18 protein-coding genes are annotated in these 17,392 nt (G+C 37.2%); 6 read left to right on the top strand and 12 right to left on the bottom strand.

Going from position 1 to position 17,392, the window contains the following annotated elements:
* The first annotated feature begins 307 nt into the window (after positions 1–307).
* On the top strand, positions 308–1,459 hold the full coding sequence (locus tag KPC_RS09365) for an acyl-CoA dehydrogenase family protein (protein ID WP_121974112.1): 1,152 nt from the start codon (positions 308–310) through the stop codon (positions 1,457–1,459).
* A gap of 138 nt (positions 1,460–1,597) precedes the next feature.
* Here the strand turns inward: KPC_RS09365 and KPC_RS09360 are convergent, their stop codons facing one another.
* From KPC_RS09360 to KPC_RS09345, 4 genes are read right to left on the bottom strand one after another with little or no spacing between them, the layout of a single operon-like run.
* The gene (locus KPC_RS09360; RefSeq protein ID WP_121974111.1) at positions 1,598–2,341 is read right to left on the bottom strand and encodes an SDR family oxidoreductase; all 744 of its coding nucleotides are present in this window, start codon (positions 2,339–2,341) and stop codon (positions 1,598–1,600) included.
* 12 nt (positions 2,342–2,353) lie between these two features.
* On the bottom strand, positions 2,354–3,052 hold the full coding sequence (locus KPC_RS09355) for a histidine phosphatase family protein (RefSeq protein ID WP_121974110.1): 699 nt from the start codon (positions 3,050–3,052) through the stop codon (positions 2,354–2,356).
* A complete protein-coding gene (locus KPC_RS09350; protein ID WP_121974109.1) occupies positions 3,049–4,170 on the bottom strand; it encodes a phosphotransferase family protein in 1,122 nt (373 codons plus the stop codon). The genes KPC_RS09355 and KPC_RS09350 overlap by 4 nt, the downstream gene beginning before the upstream one ends.
* A 42-nt stretch (positions 4,171–4,212) precedes the next feature.
* Positions 4,213–5,451, bottom strand: a complete 1,239-nt coding sequence (locus KPC_RS09345) for an acyl-CoA dehydrogenase family protein (protein ID WP_121974108.1) — start codon at positions 5,449–5,451, stop codon at positions 4,213–4,215.
* A gap of 101 nt (positions 5,452–5,552) precedes the next feature.
* Here KPC_RS09345 and KPC_RS09340 point away from each other — a divergent pair, with 101 nt between their 5' ends.
* Together KPC_RS09340 and KPC_RS20765 are read left to right on the top strand one after the other, a co-directional pair.
* On the top strand, positions 5,553–6,470 hold the full coding sequence (locus tag KPC_RS09340; RefSeq protein WP_121974107.1) for a LysR family transcriptional regulator: 918 nt from the start codon (positions 5,553–5,555) through the stop codon (positions 6,468–6,470).
* A 347-nt stretch (positions 6,471–6,817) separates the two neighbouring features.
* Positions 6,818–7,171 carry a DUF805 domain-containing protein gene (locus KPC_RS20765; RefSeq protein WP_265735827.1) on the top strand — a complete coding sequence of 118 codons (354 nt, stop codon included), beginning with the start codon at positions 6,818–6,820 and terminating at the stop codon, positions 7,169–7,171.
* 249 nt (positions 7,172–7,420) lie between these two features.
* Here the strand turns inward: KPC_RS20765 and KPC_RS20365 are convergent, their stop codons facing one another.
* From KPC_RS20365 to KPC_RS09310, 5 genes are all read right to left on the bottom strand, one after another.
* Entirely contained in the window at positions 7,421–7,579 is a 159-nt protein-coding gene (locus tag KPC_RS20365; protein ID WP_171334457.1) for a hypothetical protein, read from the bottom strand.
* A gap of 187 nt (positions 7,580–7,766) precedes the next feature.
* Positions 7,767–7,877: a DUF2474 family protein gene (locus KPC_RS09330; protein ID WP_121974106.1), complete on the bottom strand. Its 111-nt coding sequence runs from the start codon at positions 7,875–7,877 to the stop codon at positions 7,767–7,769.
* An 8-nt stretch (positions 7,878–7,885) separates the two neighbouring features.
* A complete protein-coding gene (gene cydB, locus KPC_RS09325) occupies positions 7,886–8,890 on the bottom strand; it encodes a cytochrome d ubiquinol oxidase subunit II (protein WP_121974105.1) in 1,005 nt (334 codons plus the stop codon).
* Positions 8,883–10,325 (bottom strand): cytochrome ubiquinol oxidase subunit I, encoded by a 1,443-nt coding sequence (locus tag KPC_RS09320; protein ID WP_121974104.1) that lies wholly within the window; start codon positions 10,323–10,325, stop codon positions 8,883–8,885. The genes cydB and KPC_RS09320 overlap by 8 nt, the downstream gene beginning before the upstream one ends.
* A 241-nt stretch (positions 10,326–10,566) precedes the next feature.
* Positions 10,567–11,004, bottom strand: coding sequence for a DUF2946 domain-containing protein (locus tag KPC_RS09310; RefSeq protein ID WP_121974102.1), 438 nt, complete (start codon positions 11,002–11,004; stop codon positions 10,567–10,569).
* A gap of 238 nt (positions 11,005–11,242) precedes the next feature.
* On the opposite strand from KPC_RS09310, the gene KPC_RS09305 reads away from it, so the two are divergent.
* Both KPC_RS09305 and KPC_RS09300 read left to right on the top strand, forming a co-directional pair.
* Positions 11,243–11,683 carry a MarR family winged helix-turn-helix transcriptional regulator gene (locus KPC_RS09305; RefSeq protein WP_121974101.1) on the top strand — a complete coding sequence of 147 codons (441 nt, stop codon included), beginning with the start codon at positions 11,243–11,245 and terminating at the stop codon, positions 11,681–11,683.
* Positions 11,680–12,888 carry an MFS transporter gene (locus KPC_RS09300; RefSeq protein ID WP_121974100.1) on the top strand — a complete coding sequence of 403 codons (1,209 nt, stop codon included), beginning with the start codon at positions 11,680–11,682 and terminating at the stop codon, positions 12,886–12,888. Before KPC_RS09305 ends, KPC_RS09300 begins: the two co-directional genes overlap by 4 nt.
* A 20-nt stretch (positions 12,889–12,908) precedes the next feature.
* Here the strand turns inward: KPC_RS09300 and KPC_RS09295 are convergent, their stop codons facing one another.
* A complete protein-coding gene (locus tag KPC_RS09295) occupies positions 12,909–13,889 on the bottom strand; it encodes a GlxA family transcriptional regulator (protein ID WP_121974113.1) in 981 nt (326 codons plus the stop codon).
* A gap of 106 nt (positions 13,890–13,995) precedes the next feature.
* Between KPC_RS09295 and KPC_RS09290 the strand changes: the two genes are divergently transcribed.
* Complete coding sequence (locus KPC_RS09290; protein WP_121974099.1) at positions 13,996–15,783, top strand: acyl-CoA dehydrogenase; 1,788 nt, start codon at positions 13,996–13,998, stop codon at positions 15,781–15,783.
* Positions 15,784–15,822: 39 nt separating this feature from the next.
* Here the strand turns inward: KPC_RS09290 and KPC_RS09285 are convergent, their stop codons facing one another.
* Both KPC_RS09285 and KPC_RS09280 read right to left on the bottom strand, forming a co-directional pair.
* The gene (locus KPC_RS09285) at positions 15,823–16,425 is read right to left on the bottom strand and encodes a nitroreductase family protein (protein ID WP_121974098.1); all 603 of its coding nucleotides are present in this window, start codon (positions 16,423–16,425) and stop codon (positions 15,823–15,825) included.
* 176 nt (positions 16,426–16,601) lie between these two features.
* Positions 16,602–17,204, bottom strand: coding sequence for a nitroreductase family protein (locus KPC_RS09280; protein WP_121974097.1), 603 nt, complete (start codon positions 17,202–17,204; stop codon positions 16,602–16,604).
* Positions 17,205–17,392: the final 188 nt, after the last annotated feature.

The raw sequence follows: 17,392 nt of genomic DNA, 5'->3' as shown, positions 1-17,392 counted from the left end.
TTGTTAACTTATGTATTACTTTTACTTAAAACACAATAAAGTATAGAACAAAATAGATTGAGGATCTTCAAGACTCCTGTTCGTAGAGTTCTCAAAAATAGACACATGATCAATATGTTAGGAATCTTTCCAGGCTCACAGTGCTATTCAAAAATAACTTCAGATTTATATTCATTGAAGTAAAAATTGATACTTTCTAACCAGTAAACCTTGCTATTTTTTCCAAAATACACTATTTATATTTCGTATAGCGAAACTTGGTTCTAAATAATTTAAATAATGAATCATTATATAACAAGGAGCGAAAATGATTAGAGATCAGGAAATATTGGAACAATTATTAGATACAGTACGCCACTTCGTACAAAAAGAGCTGGTTCCAATTGAACAGCAAGTAGAAGAAACCGAAACAGTTCCTGAAAATGTTATCCAGCATATGCGTGAACTTGGTCTCTTTGGACTATCTATATCTGAAGAATATGGTGGTCTGGGATTGACAATGGAGGAAGAGGTTTTAGTTAACTTCGAGTTGGGTGGGACATCACCTGCTTTTCGCTCTGTGTTTAGTACCAACACTGGTATTGGTTCATCCGGTATTATTCTTGATGGCTCCGATCAACAAAAACAAAAATATTTACCAAAGCTTGCCAGTGGTGAATACATTGGATCATTTTGTCTCACTGAAGCCGAATCTGGTTCAGATGCAGCCTCATTGAAAACCACTGCGAGAAAAGATGGTGATTATTATATTCTAAATGGTACAAAACGTTTTATTACCAATGCCCCTCGTGCAGCAACATTTACTGTCATGGCACGTACAAACCCAGAAATTAAAGGTGCACGTGGCATTTCTGCTTTCTTGGTAGAAAGTGAGACGGCTGGTATTAGTCTTGGTAAAATCGATAAAAAAATGGGGCAAAAAGGTACTTATACCTGTGATGTTATTTTTGATAATTGTAAAGTTCACAAAGACCAGCTTATTGGTGAAGAAGGTGCTGGTTTTATAACAGCCATGAAGGTTCTAGATAAAGGTCGGCTAGGTATAGCAGCATTCAGTGTTGGCATCGCAGAACGTATGCTTAATGATGCTTTGAAGTATGCATGTGAACGTAAACAATTTGCTCAACCCATAGCAAATTTTCAGCTCATTCAGGCTATGCTTGCAGATTCAAAAGCTGAAATTTATGCTGCAAAATGTATGGTATTAGATGCTGCACGCAAGCGAGATGAAGGGAAAGATGTCACATTAGAATCATCTTGTGCAAAAATGTTTGCCACTGAAATGTGTGGCAAAGTTGCTGATCGCTGTGTACAAATTCATGGTGGTGCAGGTTACATTAATGAATATTCAATAGAACATTTTTATCGTGATGTTCGACTGTTTCGCATTTATGAAGGAACAACCCAGATTCAACAAATCATTATCTCTCGGCACATGATCCAGGAAGCAACCATATAATAACTTGATATTTATACAACTTAGCATTTCAAAGGAATGGCTGAAACAGATAAATCGGTCTATAAGCCCGAATTTATATTAAAAGCACAAGCCAATTTTTGCCACATTGACTTGTGCTTTTTAAAATTATTGCTAAAGCTAGCCTAATTTATTCACCAGTTTTAATGGTAATATTTTCATTGCTATACTTAATGGCAACCATGGCCACTCAGGAACATAAGCTTTCACAGGCTCTTTTTCAATTGCCTTGACCAACAAATGTGAACCTGTCTTTTCATCAATTTCAAAAGGTAGCTTTTTCGCACCTTCATTGATTTCTGTACGTATATATCCAGGGAAAATTGTTGTTACTTTAATCGGAGTATCTATGAGTTCAGCACGAATCCCTTCAGCAAGGTGTGCCACCCCAGCCTTACTCGCACCATAAGCTGTCAGGTGCTTTGGCATGCCACGGATTGCACTCATGGATGAAATCATCACCAAATGTCCAGAATTTTGTTCACGGAAAATTTCAACTGCTGCCTCACACTGAGCCAAAGCAGAAATAAAATTCGTTTCCACAGTAGCTTTATTTACTGCAAAATTTCCTTTTCCAATTCTACGACCATCACCTACACCAGCATTAACGATAATACGATCTATCGTGCCAAATTCCGCTTTAAATTCACGAAATACCTGAAATACCTGATCATAGTTGGTTACATCCAGAACTTTGGCAATAATACGAATAGCATGTTTTGCTTCAAGTTCCTGCTTCAGCGTTTCTAAACGTTCTAAACGACGCGCACAGATTGCCAAATTATAACCTTTAGCTGCAAATTCACGTGCCATACCTGCACCAATACCCGAACTTGCCCCAGTAATTAAAATTGTTTTTGACATGGTTTATTCCATTTATATCCAAGTAAGTAAATCTGGTTGAACTTCTTTAATAAAATGATGTTCATTCAGACTTAAAAGTTGTGGCTGATTACCTACCAGTCGCAGTGTAGTCATACTCGTGTTGGCAATCGACCAGTTCAATGCAAATGTCCTGTTAATACTCAGTTCCAGAATTTTTCCGACTGCTACAGAAATTACCCCGCCAGAAGTAAAAACAACCGCATATCTTGGCTGAGTCTTTGCCAATTCATCACACAAATTTTGCATCGCCGTTTCTACACGATTTTTAAAATGCGGCCATGATTCATCATATTCATGATGATAATCACCACCAGTCCAGCGTTCTATTGCACCTTCAAATATTTTTGCCAGATATGCTCTAGGGCTTTTTTCTTTGGCGACTTCCTGTTTTAGCAACTCTGGTTGCTCAAAACGCGGTTCATATTGGGCAAATACCTGCTGATGATTAAATTCATTCCATGCATTATTCGTCAAAACCTGAGTATCCGGAAAACATTCATTCATTGCCAGATGTGCAGTTTGTTGATGACGCTGCATAGAGCCCGCTATAACAACAGGCTCATCCTTTAAAATTTTTTGAAAAAACCGTCCTAAAATCCTGGCTTGTAACTCACCGTTTGGGGAAAGTTTGTCATAACTTTCTGCACCGAAAGAAGCTTGACCGTGACGGACAAGATAAATAGTTGTCATTTTGGCAATAGCTCCTTAAATTTGGCAATAAACTCATGTGCCAACTCATTCGCTTCCAGTTTTTGTACGCCAATCAATTTTAGTGCCCGAATATGCAGTGCATGTATAACAATCCAGAAGTCTTTATATGCTGGATTTCGAGTTTGTTTGTGGTAATAACGATAATAGATTTGTTGAGCAATCACAGCTAACCGGAAAATGCCAAAGACTTCGTAAAATGTCCAGTTTTCAGGATTTAGCCCTGTCTTTTCCAAGTAATAATCAACGACCTCTTTACGTGTGAACATACCCTTCAAATTTGTAGGCTGACGTCGTGTGGACTTAAAAATCATATTGTCTGTATCTTCGACCCAATAGGCTAAAGCTGACCCCAAATCCATTAATGGGTCACCAATGGTTGCCATTTCCCAGTCCAGTACACCAATAACTTCGGTTGGATGTTTTGGATCAAGAATCACATTATCAAAGCGCCAGTCATTATGAATCAAACAACTTGTTGAATCTTCAGGAATATTATCCAGCAACCAGTGCCGAATATATTTAAAACTTGGGACATTAATGGTATGTGCTTTTTCATAACGCTGATCCCAACCTTCAACTTGTCGTCGGCAGTAACCTTCTCCTTTACCTAATTGCTCTAATGCTGTTCCTTGATAAGGAACTTGATGTAACTCAATTAGCTTATCAAGCACATTTATACATAATTGATGTACCTGCTCCTCACCAAACTCAAGCTCAGGTGGCAATTTGGCACGTGGAATGATCCCTTCTATGCGTTTCATGATATAGAAATCACAACCGATTACGGATTGATCCTGACAAAGAGCAACCAGTTCAGGAACAACAGGATAATAAGCTGCTAGTTCTTTTTGTACTGAATATTCACGTACCATATCATGTGCTGATTTTGCTTTAGTTCCTTTTGGTGGACGTCTTAAAATCAAATCAGCATTATCGTACTTTAAACGATAGGTCCAGTTAGACACACCACCTGTATATTGTGTGACTTCAACCTGACCTTGCAATTCAATATCTTGCGACTTCAACCAGTTCTCAACTGCTTGTATATCGAGCTCTTCACCTTCTCGAACTTCACCACCCACATCAATCACAGACATAATTTTTCTCATGCACTAAAGTTTTATCTTCATCAATCTATATTACTTTTTACGTGAGCCATAACCACGTTTTTTTAACTCAAGTTTGGCAATCATTCCTTTATGTACTTCATCGGGCCCATCTGCCAGACGAAGACTTCTTGCCTGAGCAAAAAATCCTGTCAATGGTGTATCTTTTGACAGACCTGCTCCACCGTGAATTTGCATCGCCATATCCACAACTTTTTCCAGCACAGATGGTGCAATCACCTTAATGGCTGAAATTTCTGTTAGCGCTGCCATATTTCCTAAGGTATCCATTTTATGCGCTGCGTACAAGGTTAAAAGTCTGGCTTGATCGATTGCCACACGTGCATCAGCGACACGTTCCAGATTTCCACCTAATTTTAATATTTCCTTACCAAAAGCTGTACGACTCATCCCTCTATCAATCATCAATTCAAGTGCTTTTTCCGCAGCACCAATACAACGCATACAATGATGTATACGACCAGGTCCTAAACGCCCTTGGGCAATTTCAAATCCTTGTCCTGCACCACCTATAAAATTCGCAACAGGAACTCTGACATTTTCGAAACTAATTTCGCCGTGACCATGTGGCGCATCATAATCACCAAAAACAGGTAACATTCTTTCAATGTTGACACCTTTGGTATCAACTGGAACTAAAACCATAGAATGCTGATGATGGCGATCTTTTGTTTCATCAGGTGTATGTGCCATGAATATGATGATTTTTGCATTTGGATCACCTAAACCTGAAGACCACCATTTACGCCCATTCAATACAATTTCATCACCATCAACAACTGCTGTAGCTTGCATATTTGTCGCGTCACTTGATGCGACATCAGGCTCAGTCATACAAAATACCGAACGGATTTTCCCTGCCAAAAGTGGCATTAACCATTGTTGTTTTTGTTGTTCAGTACCATAACGCCAGATCACTTCCATATTTCCACTGTCTGGAGCATTGCAGTTAAAAACTGTTGGGGCAAGTAAACTACGACCTGAAATTTCAGCAATATGTGCATATTCCTGAACTGAAAGCCCCTGACCTAAAACAGGATCGGGTAAAAACATGTTCCAGAGCCCTGCTTGTTTTGCTTTATCTTTTAATACTTCAAGTTGCTCAGGCCATTGCCATTTAGTCCAGTCACCATCTGTGTTTAAATGATGAACATCATGCCAAAACTCATTCTCTACTGGTTCAATTTCATTTTTTATAAAAGCTTTAGTACGCTCAATAAAATCTTGAGCATGCTCTGAGAGTTGGAACATCACTTTATCCTTAATATTTTATTCAATTCATTGGGTTGATCTTTACAACACATTAACCTGAAAAGTATTATGAACCAAATGATTTAATTAAATATATATCTATGAATACTATTCATAATAAGGCAACGATCGATTTATCAGTTTTTCATAAAATTGATATCAATTTATATCCGCTTTTTATTGCTATTTTTGAACAACAAAGTATTTCCAGGGCTGCCCAGATTTTATCGATTACCCAATCGGCAGCAAGTCATGCTCTGCATCGTTTACGGACACATTTAGATGATGATTTATTTGTTCGGGCTGGCAGTAAAATGTTACCTACACCGTTTGCAGAACAAATATATCAACCAATCAAACAAGCACTTTACTCAATTCAAAGTATTTCGATTCAAAAAAATAAATTCGATCCTAGCATGGTACAAACCATTAAAATTGCTGTGCATGATGAAATCGAACCCATAATTTTTCCAAAACTCATTCACCACTTTCAGGATCTAAATCTGGAAATTCAGTATCTAAGCAGTAAACTTGATCGTAAAAATATTGTTGCGGAACTTGCTTCACAGCAAATTGATTTTGTTATTGATTTAGAACAGAACGTGAGTGAAAAGCTGGTTTTTAATCGTTTAGTACAAGACTATTTTGTTTTTTGCACTCAACAAAAAAACTTAAACCCTGAAAAATATTATCATTCACCACATATTGGTGTTTCTTCTCGACGTACAGGAATTTTACTTGAAGATCTCTATCTATCAAAAAAAGATGTTTCAAGACAAATTTTTCTTCGGTGTCAGCACTACTCTACAGCCATACAGGTTCTAGAACAAAATGATCAGGCAATATTAACCATTCCCAAGCAGATTCTTTCACATTTGCATTTGCCTAAAAATATTCAGACATATGAATTACCTGTAAAAAAGCAATACATTAATCTTGGTATGTATTGGCATAGAGATTTACAAGAAAACGCGCGACATAAATTTTTAAGATCTGAGATTGAAAAGATATTTGCTTAAACCCTTTTTCATACTGAACTTGTGTATCTTTTTTTCTTTTGCTTAAATAGCGCTGCTTTGTAAAAAGCATTTTTTAACAAAATAAAGATCAAAAAAACAGGTTTTATAATGACTCCCTTCGAAAATCAAAATATTCAAACTCAAGATAATCCATTTTCTCCAAAAGGTCGTTTTAGCAGGCTCTCATATCTAGCCTGGATGTTTATCACTAGTATGATTTATTCATTTGCGCTATTAATAGTTATTGGTATAGCAAGTGTTTCCTTAATCGCTTCAGGAGCTGGATTTGATATCTTGTCCATTACTTCACTTCTACTGGGCTAGGCATATTTGCTACTTTATTATTTGTGTTTGTTATCATCGTTTTTAGCATTATTTCTATTTGCATTACGATTAGACGATTACATGACCTGAACAAAAGTGGTTGGTTATGGCTACTCTATCTCGTACCACTGATTAATATCATTTTTGCGATCTATGTATTTGTAGCAAAAGGTACCGAAGGTTCAAATGATTATGGTGCTCCACGCCCAACCGAACAAACTGAAAAGATATTGGGGATATTGTACGCTGTGCTGTTGGCAATATTTATCCTTGCTTATGGCGGTATTATGACTTGGGCAATCTCCATGCAAAATCAGCTACCGATACTGCAACAGCTCGAACAAACAAATGAAATAGCGGGAAAAACTCTACAGTAAACTGATCATGAAATATTGTCTACAGATCGTAATGAGATTGAGGTTGAGAATACACATTAATAGATGTACTTTTTAAGAGGGTCAGAGACTGACCTTCTTAATTTAATAAAGATTTAGCCATGTTATGACTTTGTGCCAGATTTCTTTTTTGCATTTTGTGACTGAAAAATACGACTATGATTATAATTTTCAAGGTTACCGTTTTTATAGAATAACATTCAAATCTACTTAGGCTATTTTTGAATTGTTCTAAAAAATCTTGGCATGCTTCTGCTGCGTAATAACATGATCAGTAATGGACGCAATCGAATACACAGGAATTTTTATTGATTTCATGGCATAACGATAATCAAAACCATCATCACCAAGAAAACGATGATAAAGGTTCCAGTTAAACCATTGTTTCATTGTTGTATAGTAGCTTTCATTTTGTGAACTGGTTACAAGCTACTTTCAATATAGAATACCTATAGCCTATCAACTTTACTGTCCACAATAATACTACTGTGCGTTTAAGTATATTTGGCATACTAAAGCGCTGACAGGGAAAACAAAAAAGGTCTGATATTACAGACCTTTTCTAGATTAAATTACTTTACTGATATGCGAATTGAATAAATAACCTAAACAGTCCCGCAATAATGGCTAATGCGAAAAAACCACCTAGCCATAGAACAATGAACCATCCAGTTTGTGAAAGTTTCATATTGTCTCCTAGTGGTAACCTTCATCACCTATACGAACTTTATCTTTAAAAATCCAATAAGAAAAAGCGGTATACATGAGAATGATCGGGATTAATATCAATGCACCAATTAAAGCAAATAATTGGCTATTTGCTGGAGCAGCGGCATCCCAAATAGTGATTGATGGTGGAATAACATATGGCCACAAGCTAATAATAAAGCCTGTATAGGCTAAAAATACTAAACCTAAAGTGTAAATAAATGGGCTAAGTTCTTTTTGTAACTTACATGCACGTAATGCCAATATGGTAAATATCACAACCAAAATTGGTACGGGTAGAAAATATGTCAATTGTGGTTGACTAAACCATCGATTTGCAATTTCTGGATGAGCGAATGGTGTATATAGACTGACCAAACCGAATATGATAAATACCGCAATAATCAGCTTAGACATTAAACGATACATTTGCTGCTGTAATTCATGGTCTGTTTTAAATATCAACCAACCACAACCTAAGGCCGCATATAAAACAACAACACCGACACCTGTAAAAACAGAAAAAGGAGTTAACCAATCTAATCCACCACCAGCATAGACACCATTAACTGTTTTGATCCCCTGAATATAGGCACCTAAGATAACACCTTGGAAAAAACTCGCACATATAGAACCACAGATAAAGGCTTTATCCCACAAATGCCTTGTACGATTTGCCTTAAAACGAAATTCAAATGCCACCCCCCTAAAAATAAGTGCAACCAGCATTAAAATAATCGGCATATATAAAGCTGAAAGCACAGTGGCATATACCAGAGGAAATGCAGCAAAAAGCCCAGCCCCACCGAGTACCATCCAGGTTTCGTTGCCATCCCACACAGGTGCAACAGTATTCATCATTACATCTCGTTCACGTGAATCTTTTACAAATGGAAATAAAATTCCAATACCAAGATCAAAACCATCTAGAACGACATAGACCAATACACCAAAACCAATAATAGCAATCCAGATCAAAGATAAATCAATCATGGCGTTTCTCCTGTTGATCGTCTTGTTCATCCAGGCTATCTTCGACAGCACTCATAGGACGCATCGGGGTTTCAATATGTTGGACTCCACCATGTTCAACAGGATCTGCATGAATAAATTCAGGACCTTTATGCATGAGTTTCAGCATGTAATAAATGCCGATCCCAAATACAATACAGTAGACCACGACGAAGATTAATAAGGTCAGTCCGACTTGAGAAGCTGATACAGATGACAGCGCATCCTTTGTTCTTAGAACATTATAGACAACCCAGGGTTGACGCCCCACCTCAGTTGTAAACCAGCCTGCGAGTAATGCAATAAAACCAGAAGGTCCCATCAGGAATGCAAAACGGTGAAACCACTGGCTTTCATAAAATTTACCTGTTTTTCGAAGCCATAAACCGACAACCGCGAGTAAAAGCATAAGCATGCCCATCGCCACCATGATGCGGAAACTCCAGAACACTACAAGTGAATTAGGACGATCTTCTGGTGCAAATTCTTTGAGCCCTTTGACTTCACCCTCTAAAGTATGCGTCATGATCAAACTACCTAAATATGGAATACCTACAGCATATTTAGTACGCTCTTCTTGCATATCAGGAATACCGAAGAGATATAAAGGCATCGCTTCATTTTTGTTGGTTTCCCAGTGACCTTCTATTGCTGCCAATTTTGCAGGTTGATGTTTTAAAGTATTCAGTCCATGATTATCGCCGATCAAAACTTGCAATGGAGCAAGTACCAAGATCAGCCACAACGCCATTGAAAATGATTTCTTTACTAGAGCATCACGGCGGCCTTTCAACAAATGCCAAGCAGATGCAGAGGCAACAAGCAACGCCGCAACTAAAAATGCAGCTGCAGCCATATGTGCTAAACGATAAGGAAATGATGGATTAAAAACAATTGCAAGCCAGTCCTGAGGAACAATGATCCCATTTTCAATGCTAAAACCTTGTGGCGTTTGCATCCAGCTATTTGAGGACAAAATCCAGAACATGGAAATACATGTTCCGATAGCGACCATTAGCGTTGCAAAAAAATGTGCGCGTGGTCCAACACGCCCCCATCCGAATAGCATAATTCCTAGAAAACCTGCTTCCAGAAAGAAAGCACTTAATACTTCATAAGCCAATAAAGGACCTGTTACACTACCAGCGATACGAGAAAATTCACTCCAGTTTGTACCAAACTGATAGCTCATCACCACACCAGAAACGACGCCCATACCAAAAGCTACAGCAAAGATTTTGACCCAGAATTTAAATAAATCCTGATATACAGGGTTTTTGGTTTTTAACCAGCGCCATTCCAGAACAGCTAAGAAACCTGCCAGACCAATAGAAATTGCAGGGAAAATAATATGAAAAGAAACAGTAAATGCAAATTGTACCCTAGCCAATTCCAGAGCAGTCAGTCCTAAAGTCATAGCACCACCTCCAGTTCTAACATATTTGGGTGATTGAGCGAATCATGTAAGCTTTTTACTGTGAACTGCTGAATGATAACTAAAAAAATAAATTGGATTACTTGGTAAATAATTTGCTTACATGCCCACAGTTTTTCAGAATAACTTAATAAAGCAATAGGCTGTCTGTTTCTAACAAAGTTAGAAATAAGAAATAAAAACATGTCATGATCTCTACATTAATTAAATTTAGTTTGATGAATCAAACAAATGAAAATGATGTAGAAAATGGTGGAGCTCTTCCCTGAGGAATTAAAAAGAGTCGCTGTAACTCGAAATAGACATGTTTGAATGATTCAACAAATGCCAGCAACCGAATCTGAATGCGTATCAAGATTTCTTTAACACCGAACTCAGGAGGTAAAACCAGATTGCCGTAAACTGTACAATACTGGCAATGATGATTTAAGTCGTGATGATGGCTATGTCCATTATTTTCAAAGTGATCTTGATTTAAATAATGATAGACAAAACTTGGTTGGTGATGAACTTCAGAGTGATGAGGATTAAAAATAGCGTGAGTGATAGTTTCACAAACCGGAGCAATTTGATACTGCACTGGCAAAAGCGGTTGTAAAAAAACCGAAATTTGTAAAAGCACTGTTGCAAATGCAAGCAACAACCCACTACGTCTTAGCATTAAATATCTCAAACCCAAAAGTTTTTCGACTTATTGATTATACCTATGCGGAGAGTGAAATCCGATTGATTCAATCAACTTTAATGATGAACACTATAGATGATTAAATCATATTAAGAAAGCATTTATTGAGAAATACTTCATNAATAAAAATATCTCTTTTATTGACGTTGAATAAGAGTTCAAAAAAGAGTATATTTCCTATAAATTAGTTACCCTAGTTAACTATTATTCTCTTATGTCTATTTCTAAACCGCACTTCCGGACATCTATTTTAAGATGTGCCCGCTTAATCAGTGACGAGATCAATCATCTCCTTGAGCCCTTTCAATTGAACTATTCACTATGGCAGGTTTTATTTGTCATACACTCTAAACAAAATTGTACTTTCCTTGATATCGCAGAATATTTAAATGTATCAAAGCCATCTATAACAAAACGTATTCAAGCTTTGAATCAGTTGGGACTTTTAACCCAGCTTGAAACTCAGGATAAACGACAAAAAAAATTATGCTTATCTGAACATGGTATGCAAATTTACCAAATCTGCTCATCTCTCATTGATGAATTTGAACAGCTGCTTATTTCTGAATTAAAACCAGACCAAATCTCACAAAGCCAATTGACTATGGAACTAGTCGTCCAGAAACTACTATTAATGAAAACAGGTGTAAAATGAATTCCAAGGCTCGCCTATGGACGCAGAATTTTATTCTATGTAGTGCGATAAATTTTCAACTTGTATTAATATTCTATTTACTTGTAGTTGTCATCGTCGGTTATGCCGTATCGGAACTGGCTGCAAGTACTGCTCAAGCTGGCTTAGTTTCTGGTCTTTTTATTGTAGGTACTTTGATCGGTCGCTTACTGGTTGGAAAATTTCTAACCAAGTTTGGTCGAAAAACTACGTTAATTGTCGGGTTAATCGGTTTCCTGATTTTTTCAATATTGTATTTTATTCATCTTGGAATTGGTTTTTTACTCTTTGTGCGCTGTTTCCACGGTTTCATGATGGGAATGGCATCAACTGTTCTAGGAACAATCATTGCACAGATTCTCCCGCCATCACGACGTGGAGAAGGTATCGGTTATTATAGCATGAGCAGCACTTTAGGTACTGCCATCGGTCCTTTTCTTGGAATCTGGCTGATGTTCAATGTCGGTTATGAAGCAATATTTAGCATTTCTACTGCGATTGCAATAAGTTGTCTGATTACCAGTTTTTTCCTTAAAGTTCCTGAATTTATTACATCACAACAAGATAAACACCCCCAACCAGATATAGTAAAAACAGATTGGATTGCTCAATTTATTGAGCCTAAAGCACTGCCTATAGCGATAGTAATATTCATTGCATCGATATGTTATTCAGGGGTTTTGTCATTTGTCCATTTTTATGCCAAATCACTGGATCTAGTGGGCGCTGCTACATTCTTTTTTCTGATGTACTCACTGGCAATTTTAGTATCACGACCATTTACTGGTCGCTTACTGGATAAAAAGGGTGAAAATATTATTATGTATCCAGCCTTAATTATCCTTGCAGCATCACTATTCTTATTAAGTCAGGTTCATAATGCCGGCATGTTGCTTTTGTGCGCTGCCCTACTAGGTTTCGGTTTTGGCAATATTCAGTCTGTCTGTCAAACAATTGCAGTGAAAAGTACATCTGTTGAAAGAATGGGGCTAGCAACATCAACGTTCTTTATTTTTCTCGATGCAGGTCTTGGTTTTGGTCCTTTCTTCATTGGAAAATTGCTGGATTATATGAGTTATAGTCATCTATATTTTTACAGTGGATTTATCGCCATTCTATGTATCGTTCTCTATTTTACCCTGCATGGGAAAAATGCGTCTCAAAAACGCAAAATTGTTAACATTTAACTTACTTAGGCGATTTAAATCTAATAACGACGACTAAATCTCTTTCTGTATTCTAACGGCGTCAAGCCGGTTTTTTTGAAAAACAAGCGTCTGAATGAGCTTAAATCATGATAACCAACAGCTTGCATGATTTGTTCAATTGAATGTTGGGTTTCTTCTAACTGCTTCTGAGCTGCTTCAACACGCAAAATCTGGATATAAACATTTGGTGTTATATCCAAGGCATTCTTAAAGCGGCGAATTAACGTTCTGGGTGTTATGTTAAACTTTTCAGCAATAGTATCTATACTAAATTCTTCTGAAAAATTCAGGCTCATCCAGTTTTGTATATCCTGAATCAGGATATCCTGATGCGGTTTAGCAATTTTTAGTAAAGAATATGACAACTGACTTTCTCTACGATAGTCAATAACAAATGATTTAGCCGTTTCTATGGCAACCTCAAACCCGTAAAAACGTTCAATAAAGTGTAGTCCTAAATCAAACCATGCTATCCCACCACCCGCACAATAGATATGTTCGTCACGGGTTACCAGTTGATCAGCATGTAACAATACTTCAGGATAGCGTTTTTTGAAATCATCCTGAAACCCCCAGTGTGTTGTAGCACAGCGTCCGTTTAATATTCCTGCCTCTGCCAGAATAAAATTTCCAGTACAATTCCCAGCAATCATCCATGTGTTTTGATGAGCATGCTGAATAAACTCAAGTAACTCTGGATTATTGTTTAAAACATCTTGTATATCTGCTCCAATGGTCGGAATAACCACTAAGTCAGTATCGTAAATCTCACAAAATGCCAGATTCGACTGTATCCTCATACCATTGATACATTGAATAACTCCAGCGTTTTTACTAGCTATATTGACATGAAATAAACGTTCTATTTCACGTTTTTGAATCCTGTTCCAGCTAACGCCTGCCATAGAAAACAGATCCAGAATACCTGTTAAAGCTGACGCTAAAACGCCATCAAAACCAACAAGAGTAACTTTTATCATCTGTATATTTGTCGTTTTTAACCCTATAAGTGTCATTATAGACAATTTAAAGCACCCTAAACAAACTGCTAAGCTAAATTTGAAATCGCTATCGAATGGAACATGTATGACTGTACTCATCAATAATAAAGACTTAAATTTTATGCTTTATCAGCTGTTTAATGCTGAAGAGTTGACACAATATTCCCGTTATAATGAACACGATAAAAACACTTTTAATAGCATTTTAGAAACATCTTATAAAATTGCATCTGAATATTTTGCCCCACACAATGCCAAAGCTGATCATCATGAGCCGACATTTGATGGACAAAAAGTCACAACTATTCCTGAAGTCAAAGAAGCCTGGAAGCATTTTTCTCAGGCTGGTTTATTATGTGCAACACAGAGCTATGAAAATGGTGGAATGCAATTACCTGTCCTAATCAATATGGCAAGCAATGCACTATTTATGTCCGCAAATCCTGCTTCTGTTGCTTATCCATTTCTGACCAGTGCTGCTGCAAATGTCATCGATGCATTTGCTTCTGACGAAAACAAGCAAACTTTTTTACCACATATGTTAAGTGGAAGGTTTGCGGGAACAATGGCTTTGACTGAACCAGATGTTGGGTCATCATTAGGTGATTTGAAAACCAGAGCCATTCCTCAGCCTGATGGAACATATCTGATCAAAGGTCAGAAAATGTTTATCTCTGGTGGTGATCAGGACATTACAGAAAACATTATCCATCTGGTTCTGGCACGTATTCAAAATGCACCTCAAGGTGTAAAAGGCATTTCGCTTTTTATCGTTCCAAAGTTTAAAACCAATCAGGATGGCTCTATAGCAGAAACAAATGATGTTCAGTTAGCGGGTTTATTACACAAAATGGGCTATCGGGGTACGACCTCAACTGTACTCAGTTTCGGTGAAAATGATCAGTGTCAGGGTTTTTTAATCGGTGAAGCAGGTAGCGGTTTAAAATACATGTTTAAAATGATGAATGAAGCACGTGTCGGTGTGGGGCTTGGTGCTGCCATGATCGGTTATCGTGGCTATCTGGAATCACTTGAATATGCTAAAAACAGACCACAAGGACGTTTACCATCTGAAAAAGATCCGAACAGTAAACCTGTCAACATCATTCAGCATAGTGATGTTAAACGTATGTTACTCGCACAAAAAGCATATGTAGAAGGTGCTCTGGCTCTGTGTCTATTTGCTGCTCGTCTCATAGATGAACATCAGGCAGGTTCCAATCAGGACAGCGAAATATTACTTGATTTGATCACACCTATCGTTAAATCTTTCCCATCCGCCTACGGTCCTAAAGCCAATGACCTTGCCATTCAGGTTTTAGGTGGTGCAGGATACACTCGCGAATACCCTGTAGAACAATGTTATCGTGATAATCGACTTAACCCGATTCATGAGGGAACTTTCGGTATCCAGTCTCTGGATTTATTAGGTCGAAAACTATGGCAACATAATGGCAAAGGTCTGGCATTGCTCATGCAACGCTTCCAGAAAACTCTGGATGAAACCACTGTTCCTGAAGCCAAGGAATTAGCACAGATTTTCAGCCAGCATCTAGCTACTGCTCAAAAAACGACAAAGATATTAGGTAATGCTATCTTTGAGGCTAAAGTTGATCAGGCTTTGGCAAACGCTGCGCTATATCTGGATATGATGGGTAAAGTTGTAATTTCATGGCTATGGTTGGAAATGCTCAATAAAGCATATTTAAATTTTGAACAATCCCAACATCAGGATGATCAAAATTTCCTGGCAGGAAAACTCCACGCAGCCCGTTACTTTATTCGTTGGGAACTTCCTGAAATCGAACATCAGGCAAAACTGCTGACTGAGTTTGATAACACATGCTTTAACATGCAAGCAGATTATTTCTAATCTAAAATGCCCCCTGTCTTTTCTGGGGGCATGATTTAACTATTTAAAAACTTTAAAACGATTTTCGTCAGGAATATAAGTTTTCTCGGCAGCAGGTGCTTCTACAGAACCAAAAACAAGCTGAGCACGTAATTTCCAGCTTTCAGGGATATTCCACTCTTTATGCACTTGATCATCCACAATAGGATTGTAATGTTGTAAAGATGCTCCTAAGCCCTCTTCATGCAAAGTTGACCATGTTGCAAACTGAGCGATGGCTGTCGAATGTTCTGCCCATATCGGGAAATTGTCTGCATATGATGGGAACTGGTCTTGTAATTTTTTAACAACTTCCATATCTTCAAAGAATAAGACAGTACCTACACCAGCGATAAAGCTATCCATTTTCTTGGCTGTTTTCTCAGCAGCAATTTCATCTTTTGCATAAGACTTTAATTTTTCTTTAACTATTTCCCAAAATTTTGCATGTTCACCATTAAATAAAATAACAGCTCGCGAAGACTGAGAATTAAAAGAAGATGGACTCTGGCGAATTGCATTCTGAATCAAATCAGTTAAGTGTTCTGGGGTAGCGTTTGTATTACGGCCAATGGCATAGATAGTACGACGATTGTGAATTAAATCTAAAAACTGATTTGACATTTTTTGAAATCCTAAAGTATTTTCCCGAGAAATTATCAGACATTTTCAATTAATTTATTAGAAATAATAATAAATAAGTTAATTAAATATTCCGACATTAAAAATCCCGCATTATTAATAACAAAAAAAGGTGAATATGACTATTCACCTTTGTACATGATTCGTTATTTATTCAATTACTTAAATACTTTAAAACGGTGGTCACGATCCATAAATTCTTTTTCACCAGCTGGAGCTTCGATAGAGCCAAATACCAACTGCGCACGTAACTTCCAGCTTGTAGGTACTTTCCATTTTGTGTGTACTTTTTCATCTACTAAAGGATTGTAATGCTGTAAAGATGCACCTAACCCCTGTTCAGCCAAAGCTGTCCATACGGAAAACTGAGCAATCCCTGTTGAATGCTCTGACCATACCGGGAAGTTGTCAGCATACAATGGAAACTGATTTTGTAAATTCTCAACTACATCCTGATCTTCAAAGAACAAAACAGTACCAAAACCAGCGGCAAAACTATCAATTTTAGCATTGGTTTTTTGTGCTGCATCCTCTGATGCTGCGAAAGGTTTTAATACTTCTTTAACGATATCCCAATAATGCTGATGTTCTTTACCGAACAAAATTACCGCACGTGAAGTTTGTGAGTTGAAAGCTGATGGGCTAATTTCAACTGCATTTTCAATTAGTTCAGTTAATTCTTCTGGTGACTGTTTTACATTTTTGCCGATAGCATAAATAGTACGGCGTTTTTTAATTAGGTTTAAAAATTGGCTAGACATATTTCCTCTTATTTTTACTGTTTTAAAAGTGACTTAAAAATAATATACCAGCATCTTTTTTATTGCTGTATTTTTCAAACAATTACTCATCTTTTTTACATATTTACATCAGAATATACAAATTACAATATCTGAAGAAAATCTAAATACTTATTTTTTATATAGGTGATTTTGAATGTTGTTTAAAC

It is taken from the genome of Acinetobacter stercoris, from assembly GCF_900323515.1.
Classification (GTDB): Bacteria; Pseudomonadota; Gammaproteobacteria; order Pseudomonadales; family Moraxellaceae; genus Acinetobacter; species Acinetobacter stercoris.
The sequence above is the reverse complement of the archived record's forward strand: the minus strand, read 5'-3'. Positions and strand labels throughout refer to the sequence as shown.